18 protein-coding genes and 2 pseudogenes are annotated in these 20,009 nt (G+C 64.1%); 12 read left to right on the top strand and 8 right to left on the bottom strand.

Features of this window, described 5'->3' with window-relative positions; all coding sequences use genetic code 11:
* The first annotated feature begins 154 nt into the window (after window positions 1-154).
* From ACVWW1_RS17620 to ACVWW1_RS17610, 3 genes are all read left to right on the top strand, one after another.
* The gene (locus ACVWW1_RS17620; RefSeq protein WP_456656836.1) at window positions 155-1,369 is read left to right on the top strand and encodes an extensin-like domain-containing protein; all 1,215 of its coding nucleotides are present in this window, start codon (window positions 155-157) and stop codon (window positions 1,367-1,369) included.
* A gap of 113 nt (window positions 1,370-1,482) precedes the next feature.
* Window positions 1,483-1,866: a response regulator gene (locus tag ACVWW1_RS17615; RefSeq protein WP_092115949.1), complete on the top strand. Its 384-nt coding sequence runs from the start codon at window positions 1,483-1,485 to the stop codon at window positions 1,864-1,866.
* 71 nt (window positions 1,867-1,937) lie between these two features.
* The gene (locus ACVWW1_RS17610; protein ID WP_456656835.1) at window positions 1,938-2,636 is read left to right on the top strand and encodes an ABC transporter permease; all 699 of its coding nucleotides are present in this window, start codon (window positions 1,938-1,940) and stop codon (window positions 2,634-2,636) included.
* Here the strand turns inward: ACVWW1_RS17610 and ACVWW1_RS17605 are convergent.
* A complete protein-coding gene (locus tag ACVWW1_RS17605; protein ID WP_456656834.1) occupies window positions 2,610-3,428 on the bottom strand; it encodes an extracellular solute-binding protein in 819 nt (272 codons plus the stop codon). The genes ACVWW1_RS17610 and ACVWW1_RS17605 overlap by 27 nt on opposite strands.
* A gap of 48 nt (window positions 3,429-3,476) precedes the next feature.
* Between ACVWW1_RS17605 and ACVWW1_RS17600 the strand changes: the two genes are divergently transcribed.
* Window positions 3,477-3,851: a hypothetical protein gene (locus ACVWW1_RS17600; RefSeq protein ID WP_456656833.1), complete on the top strand. Its 375-nt coding sequence runs from the start codon at window positions 3,477-3,479 to the stop codon at window positions 3,849-3,851.
* 87 nt (window positions 3,852-3,938) lie between these two features.
* On the opposite strand, the gene ACVWW1_RS17595 is transcribed toward ACVWW1_RS17600, so the two are convergent.
* Window positions 3,939-4,529: a TetR/AcrR family transcriptional regulator gene (locus tag ACVWW1_RS17595; protein WP_456656832.1), complete on the bottom strand. Its 591-nt coding sequence runs from the start codon at window positions 4,527-4,529 to the stop codon at window positions 3,939-3,941.
* Between the two features lie 123 nt (window positions 4,530-4,652).
* On the opposite strand from ACVWW1_RS17595, the gene ACVWW1_RS17590 reads away from it, so the two are divergent.
* The 3 genes and pseudogenes from ACVWW1_RS17590 to ACVWW1_RS17580 all read left to right on the top strand — a co-directional run bounded on the left by ACVWW1_RS17590 (window position 4,653) and on the right by ACVWW1_RS17580 (window position 6,139).
* Complete coding sequence (locus ACVWW1_RS17590) at window positions 4,653-5,033, top strand: DUF4267 domain-containing protein (RefSeq protein WP_456660604.1); 381 nt, start codon at window positions 4,653-4,655, stop codon at window positions 5,031-5,033.
* A gap of 1 nt (window position 5,034) precedes the next feature.
* Window positions 5,035-5,354, top strand: a pseudogene (locus tag ACVWW1_RS17585) (DoxX family protein).
* Between the two features lie 80 nt (window positions 5,355-5,434).
* Window positions 5,435-6,139 carry an SDR family oxidoreductase gene (locus ACVWW1_RS17580; RefSeq protein ID WP_456656831.1) on the top strand — a complete coding sequence of 235 codons (705 nt, stop codon included), beginning with the start codon at window positions 5,435-5,437 and terminating at the stop codon, window positions 6,137-6,139.
* A gap of 80 nt (window positions 6,140-6,219) precedes the next feature.
* On the opposite strand, the gene ACVWW1_RS17575 is transcribed toward ACVWW1_RS17580, so the two are convergent.
* Window positions 6,220-7,101 (bottom strand): AraC family transcriptional regulator, encoded by an 882-nt coding sequence (locus tag ACVWW1_RS17575; RefSeq protein ID WP_456656830.1) that lies wholly within the window; start codon window positions 7,099-7,101, stop codon window positions 6,220-6,222.
* A 271-nt stretch (window positions 7,102-7,372) separates the two neighbouring features.
* On the opposite strand from ACVWW1_RS17575, the gene ACVWW1_RS17570 reads away from it, so the two are divergent.
* Window positions 7,373-10,045 carry a flavin-containing monooxygenase gene (locus ACVWW1_RS17570; protein ID WP_456656829.1) on the top strand — a complete coding sequence of 891 codons (2,673 nt, stop codon included), beginning with the start codon at window positions 7,373-7,375 and terminating at the stop codon, window positions 10,043-10,045.
* A 298-nt stretch (window positions 10,046-10,343) separates the two neighbouring features.
* Here the strand turns inward: ACVWW1_RS17570 and ACVWW1_RS17565 are convergent.
* From ACVWW1_RS17565 to ACVWW1_RS17555, 3 genes and pseudogenes are all read right to left on the bottom strand, one after another.
* Window positions 10,344-11,430: pseudogene (locus ACVWW1_RS17565) on the bottom strand (IS5 family transposase).
* 76 nt (window positions 11,431-11,506) lie between these two features.
* The gene (locus ACVWW1_RS17560; protein ID WP_092115942.1) at window positions 11,507-11,800 is read right to left on the bottom strand and encodes a hypothetical protein; all 294 of its coding nucleotides are present in this window, start codon (window positions 11,798-11,800) and stop codon (window positions 11,507-11,509) included.
* Window positions 11,801-11,962: 162 nt separating this feature from the next.
* Window positions 11,963-12,805, bottom strand: a complete 843-nt coding sequence (locus ACVWW1_RS17555) for a GNAT family N-acetyltransferase (protein ID WP_456656828.1) — start codon at window positions 12,803-12,805, stop codon at window positions 11,963-11,965.
* A 372-nt stretch (window positions 12,806-13,177) separates the two neighbouring features.
* Between ACVWW1_RS17555 and ACVWW1_RS17550 the strand changes: the two genes are divergently transcribed.
* The 3 genes from ACVWW1_RS17550 (at window position 13,178) to ACVWW1_RS17540 (ending at window position 16,557) form a co-directional block, all read left to right on the top strand.
* Window positions 13,178-13,822 (top strand): hypothetical protein, encoded by a 645-nt coding sequence (locus ACVWW1_RS17550; protein ID WP_456656827.1) that lies wholly within the window; start codon window positions 13,178-13,180, stop codon window positions 13,820-13,822.
* Window positions 13,728-16,115 carry an Ig-like domain-containing protein gene (locus tag ACVWW1_RS17545; RefSeq protein WP_456656826.1) on the top strand — a complete coding sequence of 796 codons (2,388 nt, stop codon included), beginning with the start codon at window positions 13,728-13,730 and terminating at the stop codon, window positions 16,113-16,115. Before ACVWW1_RS17550 ends, ACVWW1_RS17545 begins: the two co-directional genes overlap by 95 nt.
* Before the next feature lie 85 nt (window positions 16,116-16,200).
* On the top strand, window positions 16,201-16,557 hold the full coding sequence (locus ACVWW1_RS17540) for a hypothetical protein (RefSeq protein ID WP_456656825.1): 357 nt from the start codon (window positions 16,201-16,203) through the stop codon (window positions 16,555-16,557).
* A gap of 12 nt (window positions 16,558-16,569) precedes the next feature.
* Here the strand turns inward: ACVWW1_RS17540 and ACVWW1_RS17535 are convergent, their stop codons facing one another.
* Window positions 16,570-17,640, bottom strand: coding sequence for a helix-turn-helix transcriptional regulator (locus tag ACVWW1_RS17535; protein WP_456656824.1), 1,071 nt, complete (start codon window positions 17,638-17,640; stop codon window positions 16,570-16,572).
* 138 nt (window positions 17,641-17,778) lie between these two features.
* Window positions 17,779-18,426: a TetR/AcrR family transcriptional regulator gene (locus ACVWW1_RS17530; RefSeq protein ID WP_456656823.1), complete on the bottom strand. Its 648-nt coding sequence runs from the start codon at window positions 18,424-18,426 to the stop codon at window positions 17,779-17,781.
* Between the two features lie 241 nt (window positions 18,427-18,667).
* Here ACVWW1_RS17530 and ACVWW1_RS17525 point away from each other — a divergent pair, with 241 nt between their 5' ends.
* On the top strand, window positions 18,668-19,960 hold the full coding sequence (locus tag ACVWW1_RS17525; protein ID WP_456656822.1) for an HlyD family secretion protein: 1,293 nt from the start codon (window positions 18,668-18,670) through the stop codon (window positions 19,958-19,960).
* The last annotated feature ends 49 nt before the right edge of the window (window positions 19,961-20,009 follow it).

Below are 20,009 nucleotides of genomic sequence, written 5' to 3'. Positions count from 1 at the left end.
ATGCGAAGCATTCGCCACAGTTGATGACCCAACGAGATCGATGCGGTCGCGCGAATTGCCCTACCGGGTTCCGCCGCATGGTTAAAGACACCTGAAATCAAACAGTCGAAATGTGTTGAAGAGTCTTTAATCAAATTCGCAGAACCTCCGCGCCATGACGCGTGGAGTTCGTTTGTATCTCGTCGGCTCCCTTGTCCTTGTGTCGCTTGCTGGTTGCGGCCGCGGTCTGTTTCAGACTGCCGAGCGCGAACCGTGGCGGGCCGAGGCCGAGGCCGCTTGCCTGAAATCAGGCGCGGTCAAGGAAGGCCCGGACCTCGTCCGCATCGATCCGATTTCCGGCCCCGGCGTCTGCGGCGCCGAGTTTCCGCTCAAGGTCGCCGCGCTCGGCGAAGCCAGTTCGGCTTACGGATTTGCCGACGACAGCCTGCGTCCGCCGGCGTCGGTCGGCAACCAGCCGCGTTGGCCGATCAATCGTCAGCCAGGCCCGCCGCCCGCGCAGGCGCCGTATTCCGAACAGGCCGTCGGGCAGCCGAACTATGGCAGCCAGCCGAACGGACCGGTGTCGCTGTCGGCGCCCGGGGTCCCGCCGCAGCAGGGTGAGATCGACCTGCCGCCGGACGGCTCGCCCGATGCCAGCGGCGAGCGACCTTATTATCCGGGTCTGCCCCGTAATCCGCAGCGCGAGGGCGCGGCCGCGCCTTATTCACCCGCGCCATATTCCCAGCAGCCATCCGGCGCGGCGCCGCCACGGCTTGGCCCGTCGAACGGCAATCCGGTGATGACGGTCGGCCCGGTCGCGGTGAAGCCTGCCGCAACGCTGGCGTGCCCGATCGTCTCGGTGCTGGAGCGCTGGCTCGCCGATTCCGTGCAGCCGGCGGCGCAGCGCTGGTTCGGCGCGCGCGTCGTCGAGATCAAGCAGATCTCGGCCTATTCGTGCCGCGGCATGAACGGCAATTCGCACGCACATATTTCCGAGCACGCCTTCGGCAATGCGCTCGATATCGCGGCCTTCACGCTCTCTGACGGCCGACGCATCTCGGTGAAGGATGGCTGGAAGGGTCTGCCGGAGGAGCAGGGCTTCCTGCGCGATGTCCAGGCTGCTGCCTGCCAGCAATTCACCACGGTGCTGGCGCCGGGTTCCAACGTCTATCACTATGACCACATCCATGTGGATCTGATGCGCCGGGCCAGCCGGCGCCTGATCTGCCAGCCCGCTGCCGTCTCCGGCGAAGAGGTCGCGGCGCACGCCGGCGGCCGTAGCCCCTATGCAGCGCGCGAACCTTATGTCACAGGATCGCTTGGCGGCAGAAAGCCGACTCCGCGGGGTAAGGCGGGGGTCAACGAAGAAGACGAATTCGCCGACGAATAGGGACGCGTCTGATACCCGTATTTTTACTGGGGGTGCCGTGCAAACGGTAGCCACTATTTGCTGCATATGCTCGCTGAACCGGGCGCACCCGGCTGATTCCTTGGGGGATAGCTTTGCAAGACGTGCCGATCATTCTCGTCATCGAAGACGATCGTGATCTTCAGATGATGGTAGAGGACGCCCTGAGGGACGGCGGCTATGAGCCGGCGATCGCAGGCTCGGGTGAGGAAGCCCTGACGCTGCTGAAGGCGTTCCGAACCAAATACAGCGCGCTGGTCACCGACATCCGCCTGCTTGGCCGGCTCGACGGCTGGCGTGTGGCACGCGGCGCCCGCGAGATCGATCCGTCATTCCCTGTGCTCTACATCACCGGCGGCGGCGGCGACGAGTGGCCGACCCGAGGTGTGCCGGACAGCGTGCTGCTGAACAAGCCGTTCTCGCCCGATGAGCTGGTTGCCGCCGTGGCGAAGCTGCTCAAGAACGGCGCGCCGGCCTGAGCGATAGATCGCCCCTCGCAAAATTAGCAATGCGCGCGTTGCGCGGGGCAAAACGTGGCTGCTAGGCCGGCATGAATGACTTCGCACAGTCGATCGCGGCGGCAGCTTCACTGATCGCGAGCCGCGATCCGGTCCTGCTTGGGATCGTCGCGCTGTCACTGCGCATCAGCCTGTTGGCGAGCCTGCTCGCGCTTCTGATCGGAGCGCCGACCGGCGGCTGGCTTGCGATATCCCGATTTCGTGGACGGCAGGTGGTGATCGTGCTCGCCAACGCCTGTCTCGGCCTGCCGCCGGTCGTGGTCGGCCTCGGGCTTTATCTCCTGCTGTCGCGATCGGGACCGCTGGGCTTCGCCGGCCTGTTGTTCACGCCGACGGCGATGGTCGTGGCGCAGGTCATCCTGGCGACGCCGATCGTGGTCGCGCTGGTGCATCGTCCGGTCGCGCTGCTGTGGGCGGAGTATGCCGACCTGATCCGCACCGACGGCCTGTCGCGCCTGCGCAGCCTTGCGGTGGTTTTCTCGCTGGGTCGCACCTCGCTGCTCACCGCGTTCCTTGCCGCCTTCGGCCGCGCCATCGCGGAGGTCGGCGCCATCATCATCGTCGGCGGCAACATCAGCGGCTATACGCGAACCATGACGACCGCGATCGCGCTCGAGACCAGCAAGGGCGAGCTGGCGCTCGGTCTCGGCCTTGGTGTGATCCTGCTTGCGCTGAGCGTCAGCGTCAGCACGATCGCGTTTCTGCTAGTGCGCGGCGTTGGGGAAAAATAGCTGCTCGCCGCCGATTTTGTAGCCGGCGATGACAGATTGCCCGGCCTGCGAAACCAGCCAGTCGATGAAGGCCTGTCCGTCTGCGGCTTTTACGGTCGGATGCTTCGCCGGATTGACCAGCATCACGCCATACTGATTGAACAGTCGCCTGTCGCCTTCGGTCAGCACTGCGAGCTCGCCGCGATTTTTGAACGACAGCCAGGTGCCGCGATCGGACAGCACATAAGCATTCGACGCCGCGGCCATATTGAGCGCCGGACCCATGCCCTGGCCGATCTCGCGATACCACTGGCCTTTTGCGGAAGCGGGATCGATGCCGGCCTCTTTCCAGAGCCGCAACTCGGCCTCATGCGTCCCGGAGTGGTCGCCGCGCGAGATGAAGGTCGACTTGGTCGCGGCGATCTTGCGCAGGGCATCCGCCACATCCTTGTCGCCGGCGATCCGCGCCGGATCGGCCTTGGGGCCGACGATGACGAAATCATTGTACATCACATCGTATCGCCTGGTCGCAAAGCCCTCGGCCAGGAACTTCTCTTCGGCCGCGCGATCGTGCACGAACACGACGTCGGCATCGCCGCGCCGTCCAATGTCGAGCGCCTGTCCGGTGCCGACCGCGACCACTTTCACATTGATGCCCGCGGCCTGCGAGAAGCGCGGCAGCAGATAGCCGAACAGGCCGGACTGCTCGGTCGATGTCGTCGAGGCGACGATGATGGAGTAGGACTGTGCGAGCGCGGGACCGGCGAACAACAGCACGGCCGCGATGACGAGGTGTCGGAACAGGAGTGTCATGTGGTCAGCATGTGATGGAGGGCAGGAGATGAAGACGCGCTGGTCACCATGCCCCAATTGATCCGGTGCCGCAAAGCGGGCCGGGTGTCGCGCCGAGCGATGGCCCGTGACCTGGCGGCACTTATTCCTTCTTTACATCATGCCGCGGGATTCCTCCTCGAATTCATACGTCCTCCGGTTCATTTTCCCGGCGAGCAAGCTCGCCAGCAGAGCTCCATGGAGGCAAAGATGACCACCTATCGGGCCTATATCGTCGGACCGCACAGCCGATCCATCGGCGTGGTCAATATGGATTGCAGCGATGACGATGCGGCCGTCACATCAGCCAGCCGTCTTGTCGACCGCCATGATATCGAACTGTGGCAGATGGACCGGCCGGTGGCCAGGTTCGACGCCGGTTCGAAGCAGGTGTTCCGGAAGTAGTGCGACACCGCGCGGCAGACCAGCGCGCAGGCTCATCAGCGGGCGGCCAGTTTCGATGCGCCGGAGCAGTCGTTGAACTGAACGGTCTCAGCCGCGAGCACGCGAGCTGTTTCCGGAAGCGACGATCGCCCGGACAACAAGCGCGATGCGTTCGTTGCGCGCGCTGGGCCTGATTCGGCCTGAGCGCTCGAGTGCAGCGAACCCATGAAGGGCTGCCCAAAAAGTCTCGGTCACATCAGCTACCTCGACGCAAAACGGCGCGACGACCGCCGCGAGTGCTTCGAAAGCAGCCCGCAGTTCGGGTCTGGTGCCAGCTTCGGCGAACCGCAAATCCGTTGGCAGGACAAACATGGCGTCGTAGAGCGCGGGACGATCCAGCGCAAAAGCGAGATAGGCCAGGGCGACATTCTTGAGGGCGTTTCGTCCTGTCGATCCGCTCGCTGCTTGGCGAAGCGCGATCGCGAGTTCCTTGAAGCCCTCGACTGCAACTGCCGCAACAATCGCATCCCGGTTCTTGAAATGTGAGTAGAGGACGGGCTGGCTATATTCGATCTCATCGGCGAGTCGGCGGACCGTAACGGCATCCCATCCTTCGCGCTCTGCGATCGCCCGCGCTGCCGCGACAATGCGATGCTCGCGCGCAGCCCGGTCCCTGCCTTTTCGCTCCGTGGTACCCAATCCTCGATCTCCCGGACCTTGAAGGTCCAAATATACCAATATCATACCGCTGCTTGAAATTCTAGCAATGCTATTTATCTAGCAATGCTAGATATTGTTCGTAGGCTAGGATGGGATAATATGATGCATTGGTTTGCGCTCGGAACGGGGTTGCTCCTGGCCCTGGGAATTATCGCGATCGGCACCGGCTATGTCGTGAGTCCGACAACCGCGACACGCAGTTTCGGCCTGCCGCTTCCTGAAAATGGCACCAACATCGCTTGGTGGCTTCGCCTCAAGGGGGTGCGCGACATTGCCGCGGGATTGGCCGTATTGGCGTTCATGGTGTTCGGGGCGCCGCGCGAGGTCGGCATCATCCTGCTGGTTGAAGCCATCATCCCCATCGGGGACATGTCGCTCATTCTTGCAGCGAAAGGCTCAACCAAAAGCGCCTTCGGCATTCACGGTCTCACGGCGGTCATCATGGTCCTGGCGGCGATGCCCCTGATCATTGGCGTGCCCTGAGATGATGCATGCTCTTTCGATCTGGCTGCTCGTGGCCGGTTTCTTTGGCGCAGGCCTCTTCAACGCGATCAGCACGTCCGCGACGCAAAGCGATTTCGCTCGGTGGGGCTACCCGCGCTGGTGGGGCATTTTGACCGGCGGACTGGAGATGATCAGCGCTGTTCTGATTGGACTTCCCGTCAGTCGGGTTCCTGGCCTCGTGCTTGGGGCGATCATCATTGCGGCCGCGGTTTTCACCGTTCTGCGCCACCGTGATTTTCGCACCTGGTGCCACTTGGCGTCTTTGTCGTCTTGATCGCGCTTGCCGCGACCTCGTCCTGAGCGCCGCCCCGGGTGTCGCGCCGCGCGATCCCTGATGATAGACCTTGCGCCAGCTTCGTCACCAACAGGGATACCAGGTCATGGCTTTGGAGAAGGTCGCACTCGTCACCGCAGGCGGCAGCGGCATGGGAGCGGCGGCGGCGCGGCGGCTTGCCGCGGATGGATTTCGCGTTGCGATCCTGTCGTCGTCGGGCAAGGGCGAGGCGCTGGCCGCCGAGCTCGGCGGCATCGGCTTCACCGGCTCGAACCGTTCGAACGATGATCTGAAGCGCGCCGTCGACGGCGTGATGGCGCGCTGGGGCCGCATCGATGCGCTGGTCAACAGCGCCGGCCACGGGCCGCGCGCGGGCGTGCTGGAACTGACCGATGAGCAGTGGCACACCGGCCTCGACGTCTACCTGATGAACGTGATCCGCCCGACACGTCTGGTCGCACCTCACATGCAGGCGCAGAAGTCGGGCGCGATCGTCAACATCTCCACCGCCTGGGCCTTCGAGCCGAGCGCGATGTTTCCGACCTCTGCGGTGTTCCGCGCCGGGCTCGCCGCGTTCACGAAATTGTTCACCGACAGCTACGCCGCCGACAATGTCCGCATGAACAATGTGCTGCCGGGCTGGATCGACAGCCTGCCGGCAACCGACGCGCGCCGCGACAGCGTGCCGATGAAGCGTTACGGCAAGGCGGAGGAGATCGCAGCGACGATCGCGTTCCTCGTTTCCGACGGCGCGGGCTACATCACCGGCCAGAACATCCGCGTCGATGGTGGCTTGATGCGGTCGATCTAGACCGTGAATCCATAAAGACCGGGATTGGATGGATCGCGGCCTGTCCGTTTCCTGCGATCGGAACGGACAGGCGCCGAGCGCTATTTCAGCGGCAGGAACAGGTCCACGACCGCCTCATGCTGCGACACCTCCGGGAAGAAGCTCAGCCGCTGGCCATAGATCGGGAAATCGCGTGTTTCCTCGCCGCTGGCCGGAAGCCAGTCGCGATAAAGGAAGAGCGCGGCGGGCTCCAGATTGTCGGTGTTGCCAACGACGCGCAGCACCGCACAGCGTCCGCCAGGAATCTCGCCGGCCTTGATCTGCTCGCCGTTCGCCTCGACCGGCCGGTCGGTCCCGACACAAAGGTCCACGCTATAATCGGCAGGCGACGCAGGCTGCCGCTCGGAACGCCAGACATTGAAGGTCGGGCTTGTTCTGGGGGGCAGGCCAGTGGCCTTGCGCCACGCGATGAACCGCCGGATGGTCGCATCGAGCGTCGCCGGGTCACCCCGATGCTCCATGATCGCCACCGGCGTAGGGGGCACATCGCGGATCGTCACGTCGTCAGTGGTGAAAGTCTTCTGCATGAACTTGCTCCTCGCGTTGTCGAGAGGCCCGAAGGCGGCGAGCCACGGCTCCCAGTCGGGAGATTTCCGGAACGACGATGGCGATTGCCCGAACCGTTGCCGAAAGGCGCGGGCGAAGGCATCCGGTGCATCGTAGCCGGCATCCATCGCGATATCCGTGACACTTTGGGCATCGCTGTACGCCAGCGAGTATGAAGCGCGCTTCATGCGGGCGAGCTGGATATAGCGATGCACGGACAGCCCGAAGGTCGCCGTGAACTGCCGGTGGAAATGATACTTCGAGTAGGCAGCGACGCCGCTCAGCGCGTCCAGGTCCAGATCGTCGTCCAGATGCCGGTCTATATGATCCAGCACCCGCTGCATCCGGGCATGGTAGTCTTGCAGCGCCGCCTTCATCGTTCGGTCCTCCGTGGCAGCACCAGCTAAGCGCACGCGCACATGACGCGCCCGACCGATCTTGCGGTTTTGTTGCGGGTCGCTCGCCTCGTTGCGGCTGTGACTGCGCGTTTATGAGTCCACGCCTGGACAGTTGCGTCTACGCGCTGCGCGTCACATTCCAGGCTGCGCGCGTCACAATTGCGGCGACCTCAGATTGCGTTTGCCGTGATGACAAATTGAAAGCGCAGGGCTAGCCTTCCGTCAAATCAAAACATACGGGAGGAATGGCATGCCAGACGCAGCAGTTGCAGCACGCGCTTCGGACTCCACGCACAGCGGAACCACGCAACAGGTCGATGTCGCGGTCGTCGGCGCCGGTTTCGCCGGTCTCTATCTGCTACATCGGTTGCGCAAGGCGGGCTTCTCGGTTGTTGCGCTCGAAGAGGGCGCGGACGTCGGCGGCACCTGGTATTGGAACCGGTATCCCGGCGCGCGCTGCGACATCCAGACCATCGATTACAGCTATACATTCGATCCCGAGCTCGATCAGGCGTGGACCTGGTCGGAGAAGTACGCAACCCAGCCGGAAATCCTGCGCTATCTCGGCTTCGTCGCCGACCGCTACGATCTGCGCCGCGACATCAGGTTCGGCACCAAGGTCACGCAGGCGACCTGGGACGACGCGACTGCGCGCTGGCAGATTGCGACCAACAACGGCGCCAATGTCTCGTGCCGCTACTACATCATGGCGACCGGCTGCCTGTCGTCGCCGAAGCCGCCGGAGATCGACGGCGTCAAGGATTTTAAAGGCGAGATCTATTTCACCGGCCGCTGGCCGCACCAGGGTGTCGACCTGAAGGGCAAGCGCGTCGCCGTGATTGGCACCGGATCGTCGGGCATTCAGTCGATCCCGCTGATCGCCGAACAGGCCGCGCAACTCACCGTATTCCAGCGCACGCCGAACTTCGCACTGCCCGCGGGCAACGGTCCGGCACCGGAAGATCGCAAGACCTTCTTCGAGACCGACCGCGCGGCCTATCGTGACCAGGCGCGCTGGTCGATGGCCGGGGTGCCGTATCCGCAGCAGACCGTGGTGAGCTGGCAATTGAGCGACGCCGAACGCCGCGAGCGGTTCGAGAAGGCGTGGGCGGCGGGCGACCTCGTCCACATCCTGACCCAGCTCTGGGCCGACCAAGCGGTCGATGTCGACGGCAACCGGCTGGTCGGCGATCTGATCCGCGAGAAGATCGGTGCCGTGGTCAAGGATCCGGAGACGGCCGCGGCGCTCACCCCGCACGATCATCCGTTCGGCGCCAAGCGTCCCTGCCTCGATACCAATTACTACGCGACCTACAACCGTCCGAACGTGACGCTGGTCAACCTGCGGCAGGAGCCGATCAAGGCGATCACCGCCGGCGGCATCTCGACCGACAAGCGCAGCTTCGATGTCGACGTCATCGTGTTCGCCACCGGCTTCGATGCGATGACCGGCGCGATCATGGCGGTGCATCCGATCTCCGGCCGCGGCGGCAAGTCGCTGTCGGATGTCTGGGCGCATGGACCGCAGACCTATCTCGGCGTCACCGTCGCGGGCTTCCCCAATCTGTTCATGATCACCGGTCCCGGCAGCCCGTCGGTGCTGTCGAACATGGCGGTGTCGATCGAGCAGCATGTCGACTGGGTGGTCGACCGCATCGCCGCGTTGCGCGACGCCGGCTTCACCACGATGGAAGCAACCGAGACCGCGCAGGCCGGCTGGGAACGCCACATGGCCGATTGCGCGACGCTGACGCTGCACCGGCTCGCCAACACCTGGTACACGGGTGCCAACGTGCCCGGCAAGCCGCAGGGCGTGATGCCCTATACCGGCGGTGTCGGTCCGTACCGCAGCATCTGCAACGAGGTGGTCGGGCGCGGCATGCTCGGCTTCAAGCTCTCGGGTCCCGGCGTTGCCGAGCAGTGCAATGACGGTGAGGTGGTGCGTTTGCAGCCGGATGTGCGGCTGGTGCTCAACATGCTCGGTGAGATGAACCTGCCGCCGATCGAGACGATGGGCGCGCAGGGCGCCCGCGACTTCCTCAACGAGTTCAACAAGGGCCGTCCTGCTGGCCGTCCAGTCGGCGAGGTCGGCACCGGCGTGCTGCAGGGCGCCGATGGTCCGCTGCCGTACAAGCTGTATCGTCCGGCGACGCCGGGGCCGCATCCGATCGTGGTGTATTTCCACGGCGGCGGCTGGGTGCTCGGCGACGAGCTGTCGGACGATCCGTTCTGCCGCGATTTGTGCCGGCGTACCGGGATGATCATCGTCAGCGTCGGCTATCGCCACGCGCCCGAGCATCGCTTCCCGGCCGCGGCCGAGGACGGCTATGCCGCGACGCGCTGGATCGCGGCCCACACCGCCGAGCTCGGCGGCAGGGCAGGGCCGGTGCTGGTCGCAGGCTGGAGCGCCGGCGGCAACATCGCGGCCGTGACCTGCCAGCTCGCGCGCGATCGCGGCGGGCCCGAGATCGCAGGCCAGCTCTTGATCTGCCCGGTCACCGACTCGAGCTTCGACCGGCAGTCCTATGTTGACAACGTGGCCGGCTACTTCCTGACGCGCGGGCTGATGTTCTGGTTCTGGGACCTGTACTGCTCGCCGGCCGACCGCACCGATCCGCGCGTCGCGCCGTTGCGCGGCAAGCTCGAAGGCCTGCCGCCGGCGTTCATCGCGACTGCGGAGTTCGATCCGCTGCGCGACGAGGGCAATGCCTATGGCGACGCGCTCGCGAAGGCCGGCGTCAAGGTCGAGCAGCTCAAGGCGCAAGGCCACTTCCACTCATCGTTCGTGATGGTCGACGTCATCATCACCGGCCTCGCCGGCCGCGTGAAGATGGCGAAGGCGCTGCGACACTTCGCCGGACTGCCCGAGGAGTTGGAGCAGGACAACGTCGCCGCGCCGCGGGTCAACGCGGCGGCGAACTAGAGCATGATCCGGAAAAGTGCGAAGCGGTTTTCCGAAGAGATCATGCTTAGACAATAAGCTAAAGCGCGATGACGATTCAACCTGATCTCATCGCGCTTTAGCGGCGCAAATCCCCGCGGCTTGCTTGCGGGGATTTCGCACGACTCCGCAGCTCCAGTTCTGATTCAATCAGAACCGGAGGCTCTAGCAGTTTACTGAAAAATCCAAGGAATTGGGCGTTTGTTCTGTCGCGGGTGCCATTTTTGGGATGATTTGTTTGAGAGTTTGAAGCGCTTTGGTGGTCTGGACGCCAAGTTGGCTACGCTGCAACCAGTTTGGGGATGCGGATCAGGTTGTAGGCGATCAGATTGAGCATGAAGTCGGCAGCGACCCGAGCGATGCCGCGATGTTTGGTCTTGCGCATGGTGCCGTGCTGCTTGCCCCAGCCGAAGATGCACTCGATCATCGCCCGGCGCGATTGCGACATGCCATAGCCCGGATGCCGCGTGGTTCGTTGGTCGATGGCGCTGTTGCGGGTCTTGCCGGTTTTGGTGACGGCCTGGTTCTGCGTCACATGCGGTGTCACGTTGATGGCGCGAAGATTGGCCACATGATCGACCGTATCGTACGCTTTGTCCTCACCGGCCGTGATGCGGCAGCCGGCAACTTTGCCTCTCGCCTTCAGCATGATCTCCGAGGCTCGGCGTTCGGCGGTGCCATTGGCGTGCGTGACCATGCCGGCTACCGCCAGCCCATGCCGGTTCTCCATGGTGGCGTGGCCCATATAGCAGAGCTTCGCCTCCCGCCCGGCAGCCTTGCGATAGAGCCGGCTGTCGGGGTCGCTGGTACTCGCATGGGTGTCGTTCTTGCGCTTCTGGCCGTGGAAGTTAGCGCCGTCGTCGTCATCACCGCTGCCGTCTTTGGGGCGAAAGCTCTTCTGTGATGCCCAGGCTTCGATCAGCGTTCCGTCCACCGAGAAATGCTCGTCCGACAATAGTGGCTTGACTTGCGGATGGTTCAGAAGCCGGTTCATGAACGTCGCAAACACCTCGCCGTTCTGCAGCCGGTCGCGGTTCTTGGTGAAGGTGGTCGGGTCCCAGACGGGGGCGTCCGGCGAAAGTCCTACGAACCAGCGGTACAAAAGATTGTAGTCCAGTTGCTCCATTCAACTGGCGTTCCGATCGAATGCCGTAGAACACCTGCAGCAACATTGCGCTCAGCAATTGCTCCGGAGGGATCGAGGGCCGTCCTTCGCTCGCGTAAAGCTTCCCCAAGTTACGGTTCATCTCGCCCAGCACATCGCGGACGAGCCCTCGGATCTTCCTCAGCGGATGGTTCGGAGGTACCCGTGCCTCCGGCGAGATGTACGAAAACAACCCGCCTTGATCCGCAAAATCGCCCCGCATGCGAGCCCCCGACGATTCATGATAGATAATTGAATCATCAACCGCAGCCCTTTGCGAGGGCTTTTTCAGCAGACTGCTAGAGGAAGGCGAGGTGCTCCACCTTGTTCACGACGTCGTCGAGCGTCTGCTTGGTGGCCGCGGTATCGCCGCCGGCCATGAACACCTGCCAGAACTGCCGGTCGACATTGTGCAGATGCAGGATGGACACGCGGACGCCGTTCTTGTTGCCGGCAACCTCTGACTGGGTATTGACGACATCGGTGAAGCCGTTCTGCTTCAGCGTGTTGGCGACGACGCCCTTGAGCTCGCCGACATTCGCGAGCGCCTCGCTAAGGCCCATGCTGCGGAAATTGAAAAACAGGAACGCCATGCGACACCTCCTTCTGTTGCGGACGAGCGCAGCGCGCGGAAGTACGCCGAACTGGCTCTCTCGCTCAACCAGAGGTGTATTCCATCGTTGAATAACCGCGTTATGAGCCGCTTCACAGGAACCGCGTTCGCGAGCGTGCGTCATTTGAACGCACGGGGTTTCCTAGCCGAGCTCGAACGTCGTGACGCCGAACACGCGATCGATCCGCAATGGCGGGATCGCGCCGGTGTACATCCGCGCGGTCTCGAACACCGGCGAGAGTCCGAGGCCTTGCGCCAGCGCCACGGCGTCGCGGTTGACCGCGGGAACATCGAGGAAGATGTCGCCGCCGCCTGCGCTCGCGAGCAATGCCGAGAGGATGGTCTCGGCGCCGGCGCGGTCGTCGGCAACCAGAGGACCGACCTTGCGGCCGGTGCGACACGGACGGATCACACCCCAGCCGGCCAGCCTGCCGTCGCGCATCAGCGCGCGCCCGACATGTCCTGATGTGTTGATCCAGGCGCGCAGGAAGGCCGGGCGCGGTGCGGGAAATACCGTGGCGTCATCGGCCTCGACCAGCGCGATGGGCAGATCGGTCAGCGCAACGATGCCGGTGTTCGGCGCCGGAGGTGCTGCGACCGTGCCGCCGTAGCGCACATTGGCGTAAGCGAGCGCGAAGCCGGACTTTTGGTAATTCGCCTGCTGCGCCACCACGCCATCGAGCCCGATCACGCGCGGATGCGCATGCGCGATGGCCGCATTCCATATCTTCAGACCGTAGCCGCGGCCGCGCAGATCCGGACGCACGATGTAGAAGCCGAGGAAAGAGAAACGCGCGCCGTAATTGACGCAGGAGATCACCGCGGCAGGCTGGCCGTCCAGCTCGCCGATGAAGAAGCCCTGCGAGTCCTCGGCGGCAAAGCAGGGCGCATCGGCGAGACCGGGATTCCATCCCTCCGCCGCGGCCCAATCCACCGCGAGCGCGATCTCGTCCGGCCGCATATGTCGGATGATGAGATCGCTCATCAACGATGATCCCGTGTGATTGGAGTCACGGACCGTGCCTCCTTGTCTGTGACGATCACACTACCCTCACAGAATGAGACTGCCCACAGAACGTAACCTGACACGCACAAAATTTTCGACGAATTCATCTAACAATTTATGATTTTGTCATAGTTAGAAACACGTTTGACTTGTAGTTGCCACAAGCCTAACAATCTCGCGCGCGGCCGCAGATTTCAGGTGCGGTACTCGTGAATCCCGGATCCAGCGGCCTTTGCGTCGCAAATTTTGAAATCGGAATCACCCTCAGCAGAAAGGATTGCATCGCGCTTCAGTACGACAACTGAACGGAATTGGGGACGTTTTTCATTTCACCCAAAACGGAGTTTTCCCATGACTCAAGTTGTTAATTTGTCCGGTAATCCAGATATCGATGGCATTCTCTGGGGATGGGAGTGGGGTTCGGGCGGCGCGCAGAATCTGACGTTTTCGTTCCCCACCGGCACCGCTGAATACGGCTATCAGGAGATCGACAATTTCAGCGCGTTCACCGCGGCACAGCAGACAGCGGTACGTACGGCGCTCACCAACATCGCAAGCTTCACCAATCTCACCTTCACGGAGACGACGAGCGCCGGCGCGACGCTGCGCTACGCCAATGCCGACAAGATCGATTACACCGACGACAGCAGTGTCGCCTTGCACACTGGACTGCACGTCCCCGGCAACGCGCCCGGCACCGCGGAGGCCAATCCGCCCGAACTGGGCTACAACGGCAGCGCGCCGTTCTCCGCGATGGGCGCGCAAGGCGACGCATGGTTCGTCACCGGCGGCTACACCAATCCGGTGCTCGGCAGCTTCCAGGATGCGGCCGGCATCATGCACGAGACCGGCCATAATCTCGGCATTGAAGCACGGCCACGTCACGCAGGACGGGCACGGCGTGACGTTCCCCGCGCTGCCGGCCGATCACAATTCCTACGAATACTCGGTGATGACCTACAGCCAGTTTCCTGGCGACAATGCGACCAATGGTGACAACGCGCCCGATCATCCGACCACCTACATGCAGGATGACATCGCCGCGCTGCAGTACATGTACGGCGCGAACTATGGCGCCACGGCGCACAACGGCAACACCACCTACACCTGGAGCGCGACCACCGGCGAGGAGTTCATCGATGGCGTCGGGCAGGGCGCGCCGCAAAGCAATTTCGTGCTGATGACGCTGTGGGATGGTGGCGGCACCGACACCTACGACTTCTCCAATTACACGACCAACCTCTCCATCGATCTCGATCCCGGTGCCTGGACCATTCTGGACACCAGCGCGGCGCACGCGCAGCGCGCCGATCTCGGCAATGACGGGGCGGGCGGTGCCGAGTATTTCGCGCGCGGCAACATCGCCAATGCGTTGATCGATCCGAACAACCCGACCGAGACCGCATCGTTGATCGAGGACGCCAATGGCGGCTCGGGCAACGACACGATCGTCGGCAACGCCGCCGACAACGTGCTTCGCGGCAACGGCGGCAACGACACGATCGACGGCGGGGGCGGCACCAACACGGTGGTCTACAGCGGCACCCGGCTGCAATACATCGCGACCCTGCTCGGCAGCGGCGCGATCCAGATCGCCGACCAGCGCGGCGGGTCACCTGACGGCACCGACACCGTCACCAACATCCAGAAATTCGAGTTCGCCGACGGCACATTCAACGAGACCGAGGTGCTGAACCGTCCGCCGGTGCTGTCGCCCGATCCGGGATCCCCGCATCCGCTGACCGAATTGGCCAACACCACCAATTCCGCCTCGCTGCAGGAACTTCTCGGCACACTGACGTTCACCGATGCGAATGCCGGCGACACTCACACCGCGAGTGAGGCGTTTGATACCGCGACCTGGTCCGGCGGCGTCACGGTTCCGCTCGCGACTCAGGCGGCCCTCGCAACGGCGCTGACCGATTCGATTGGCGTCGACGGCACCAGCGGGACGCTCAACTGGCAGTTCGACCTGGCGGACAGGAATCTGGACTTCCTGGCGACGGGCGAGACGTTGACCGTGGTCTACGACGTCACGGTGGCCGACCACCACACCGGCTCGAGCGTCAGCGACACCTCGACCCAGCAGATCACGGTCGTCTTCACCGGCACCAATGATCCCGTGTCGGTGGTGCCGGCACTCTCCAACCTGACGGGGACGATCAGCGAGTTGCCCGGCGTCACCGGAAGTTCGACGCCGGATGCGACCTCCGGCGCGATCGCCTTCACCGATCCCGATCTCAACGACCGGCCGACTGCGACGATCGATGCCGCCGGCGAGACGGTGACCTGGCAGGATGCGACGCACGACTACACGTCGGAACTCACGCCGGCACAAATCGCCTCGCTCGAGGCGGCGTTTACGATCGCGCCCGAGGCCGGCAACACCAACGCAGGCAAGATCGACTGGAGCTACAGCATCGTCGACAAGGATCTCGATTTCCTGTCGGTCGGCGAGAGCCTCACCGTCACGGTGCCCGTCATCATCGACGATGCGCACGGCGGGGCCGTCACCCAGGATGTCGTCCTCACCGTCAACGGCGCCAACGACGCGCCGATCGCGGTCGCGGACAGCAACGGCACGGCGAAGAAGTCGACGCTGTCGGTTGACGCGTCGCACGGTGTGCTGTCCAACGACACCGATCCTGACATCCACGATCAGGGTCACTCGGTGGTCAGCGCCGTCGACGGGGCGGCCGGCAATGTCGGGCACACCATAGCCGGCACCTACGGCTCGCTGACGCTGAATGCCGACGGCAGCTATGTCTATGTCGCCAACAAGGGGGGCTTGCCGTCGCAGATCGTCGCGCAGGACACCTTCGCCTACACGATTGCCGATCCTCATGGCGCAACGGCGTCGTCGACGCTGAGCATCGTCGTGTTCAATCCCGGCGTCGATTACCAGGCCGGAAGCCATACCACGCTGAATGGCGGCAACGGCCAGGACGTGCTCGACGGCTCGGCGGGGCACGACATCCTGATCGGCGGCAATGGCCCGGACGTCCTGATCGGCGGCGATGGGGACACGCTGACCGGCAACAACGGGCCGGACACGTTCCTGTTCCGCCCGCATTTCGGCACCAACGTGATCACGGATTTCGATTCGCACAATGACGCCGTCCAGCTCGACAAGTCGATCTTCGCCACCGTGAACGACATGCTGGCCAATCACACGGCCGATACCGCCGCCGGCGCTGTCATAACGGACGCGTTCGGCGATACGATCACCTTTGCCGGGATCAAGGCGGCGGAGCTGCAAGCGCACGCAGGCGATTTCCATCTGGTCTGAGCCGGAGGAGGTCGTCCTGCTGCTTGATTCATAAAACCACCCGCCGCAATCTGCTTGCGGCGGGTGGTTGATCGGGACATTCGAAATGACGTGGCGTTTGCCGGCATTTGCCATCTCCGCAATCACCCTTGGTGTGATCGACATGACCGCGACGACGCAGATGAACGCGACAAGTGCTCTTGCCGCTTCGCCGAGCTCGGGCGCGGCGCCGCTCGAGGTGACCTTCACCGGCATGGGGCCGGGGATGCCGGAGGGGGTGGTCGTGCTCGATTTCGGCGATGGCCGGACCGATGACACGATCTCACCGATCCGCGGCTTTCAACGGACGCACGTCTATCGCGCGGCTGGGTCGTATACGGCCGTGCTCAAGAGCGGCGCGTACGGCGGTCAACGCCCGGCCGTGCTGGGCGAAATCGGGCGGGTGACCATCATTGTGGATTGAGTCGAATCTCTTTCAGGCGATCCGAAGGACGAGGTTGACCAGTTCGGGCTGGCGGTGCGTGCCGGTTTTGGCGAAGGCCGACTTCAACTGGTTGCGTGCCGTGTCGCGAACGATCCCGAGCCGTTCGGCAGCGTCGGCGATCGAGAGGCCGCCCGCGAGCAGCGCCACCAGCCGCGCTTCTGCCGGCGTGAGGCCGAATGCCTGCGCGATCATGCCGGGCTCGGGCATCGCGCGTGGCGTCAAATTGACGAAGACCAGCATCGCCCGCGCGCCGAGGAAGACGTTGCGTGCCGCACCGTCGATCGGCAACACGCGCAACACAACAGGCCCCTTGTGCGTACGGCGGATCAGGATCGGCTCGATCGGCAGCGCCGCGCGTTCGGGTGCGGCGCGGATCAGATCGATGACTTGATCAAGCCGTGCCTGTGCCGCTTTGTCGCGCACGATCAGCCGGCGATCCCTGATCCTGATGTCCGCATCGAAGCCGGCATCGGCGGCTTCGTTGCGATCGATCACGAGGCCTGCGCGGTCGAGTGCGACGGCCGGCTGCCGCACCCGGTCGAGAATGCCGGTCATGGAGGCGAGCGCGATGCGGCCGACCGCAGTCGACAGCGTCGCTGTCTCCGTCAGGCGCGGCCCTAGCTGAGCCAGCAGCCGCGTCTCGCGTGTCTCGAAAAGTCCTTCCTCTCCGGTGCGCTGCAACGTCAGCACCCACGGTGCGCTGTCGGCCCAGAAGCCGATGCCGGCGAACCATTTGAAGCCGAACGGATACAACACTTCATTGTACATCGGATCCGACCGGATCTGCTCGGGCGTCAACAAGTCCTGATCGGTGATCACTTCGCCGGCCATTGCTCGCGGAACGCCTGGAGCGCGCGAATCCTGCTCATGCCAGTTGTGTGCGAAGTAGAGCTGCACCATTTCTTCGGTCGACTCGGTGCGCGGCACGTCCGGGGTCCGCACGTCGCTTTGCAGCAGCACGGCGCCGGTTGCGCCCACCGCTTCGCAGATCGACGTCATGATGTCGGTCCACGCCGTCGGGTCGACCACTGCCTCCCCCAGCCGCGCCATCACGCTGGACATTTGATCTGGGTCGATATCCCCGTTCATGCAGGGAATTGTCGCGCGAGGTGGCGTCGCGCGACAAGCGCCAAGTTGCGGTCCTTCCAAAAGAAATAGTCGTATTGGATCGTCACTCGCCGGTCTTGCGACGGCGGGGGTTCAATCCGCCTGCTTCGGCCGGTATGCCGCGAAGAACACGCGCGTCGCGCTGTCGACGACGGTTGCGATCCGCTCCGGCGAGGGCGACGGATTGGCCTGGAAGATGAATGCCTGGAACAGCGTTGCCTGGCACATCTGCATGAACTGCCAGGCCGCGAGCTGATAGTCGTCGATCACGAGCTCGCCGAGCGCGGCGCGCGCCTCGAGATAGGCGGCGAAGCGGTCGACGGTGTGGGCGATCACATGGGTGTAGAACCGGCTGCCGAGCTCGGGCATCCGCTCGGCGATCGCCATCACGGTGCGGATCGCCGAGCCGCCGCCGGGCCGGCACAGCACCGCGACATAGGCACGGCCGAATTCGGGGAGGGTGGTGTCGACGTGACGTGCCGGATCGAAGTTGAAGGCGACCTTGCCCTGCTCGCGCTTCTCCTCCTCGACAATCGCCGCGAACAGCCCGGCCTTGTCGGGGAAATACACGTACAGGGTGCCCTTGGAGACCCCCGCGGCGCGGGCGATCTCGCCCATGCTGGCGCCGTCGAAGCCGAGCTCCAGGAATACCTTGCGGGCGCCGTCCAGGATCTGGCGACGCTTCGAGGACTCCTCGTCGCCGACGACGAGGTGGAGGGGGGGTGGGGGCGCTGCAACCATTGATTTAGCTTCTCGCGAAAGAACTCAACCCAGAATCAGTCCGGGAAGAATCGAAGCCTTATAATCTGCTTGGCGGGAATGTAGATTGACCGAACCGTTCGGTCAATGATATTAGTGGGCATGACGATGCGCCGCACGGCCCTTCTTCGGCCATTGCGCGTGTCAAGATTTTTGGTGGGGAGCCTCGGTTATGGCCGCAGCACGGGATCAGGCTGCACGCATTGTTCGTTCCGGGCCTGAGATGGCTGCGGACGCGATGGCGCGCGACGCGTCCGGCGATCTCGGTGAGCAGGGCCGCGCTGACGAAGCCAAATGGGCCGACGAAGCCAAGAGTCCCGGCGACAAGAGTCCCGGCGAAAAGGGTCCCGGCGACAAGCGTCCCGCTGAGGCGCCGCCGGCGGCTGCGCCCGGGAAGGCGGCGTCGGCCGCCGCCGCCGCGCCGAAGTCCGGCAAGCGCAGATTCGTGATGATGGGCGTGCTCGGGCTGCTCGCGCTCGCCGCCGCGAGCTATGCCGCTTACTACCTGATGGTCGGGCGCTTCTACATCTCGACCGACGACGCCTATGTCCGGGCCAACAACACCATGCTCGGCGCGCGCGTCGCGGGCCATATCGCGGCGATCCTGCCTGGCGACAACGCGCTGGTGCGTGCAGGTGATGTGATCTTCCGGATCGATGACGGCGACTATCGTATCGCGGTCGATGCCGCGCGCACGCGGATCGCGACCCAGCAGGCGACGATCGAGCGCATCGGTCGCCAGGTCGCGGCGGCCGAAAGCTCGGTCGAGCAGGCGCAGGCGCAGCTCGTCTCCGCCGAAGCCGGCCTGAAGCGCGCCGATCTCGATTTCGATCGCCAGCAGGCGCTGAGTACCAAGGGCTTTGCCTCGCGCGCCACCTTCGAAGTCTCCGAAGCCGGCCGTGATCAGGGCGCGGCCGCGGTGCGGTCGGCGCAGGCTGCCTACGACGCCGCAAAGAGCAACGTCGATGTCACCAAGGCGCAGCAGGCCGAGGCCCGCGCCCAACTCGCCGAGTTGCAGACCCAACTCGCCAAGGCCGAGCGCGATCTCGATTTCACGAAGGTGCGCGCGCCAGTCGACGGCACCTTCTCCAACCGCCTGGTCAATACCGGCGATTACATCAATGTCGGCCAGCGGCTCGGCAATGTGGTGCCGCTCGACGGCGTCTTCATCGACGCCAACTACAAAGAGACCCAGCTCAAGCGCATCCGCACCGGACAACGGGTGACGATCAAGGTCGACGCCTACGGCTTCCGCAAGTTCACCGGCATCGTCGACAGCATCTCGCCGGCCGCGGGCTCGGTGTTCACGCTGCTGCCGCCCGACAACGCCACCGGCAACTTCACCAAGATCGTGCAGCGTCTGCCGGTCCGCATCCGGGTGCCGAACAGCGTCGCGAAGCAGGGCATGCTGCGCGCCGGCATGTCGGTCTACACCACCGTCGACACGCGAGAGGGCGCGGCCGACGCCGACGCCGATACCGACCTCGACGCGCCGATGATGATCCATCCGCAGTGATGCCTTGAAGCTTCGGACCGCGGGTTCGAAGCGCGGAGCCTGATGAGCC

The sequence above is a fragment of the Bradyrhizobium sp. JR3.5 genome (assembly GCF_054057015.1).
Note: the sequence above shows the minus strand (reverse complement) of the source record. Positions and strands in the feature narration are given on the sequence as shown.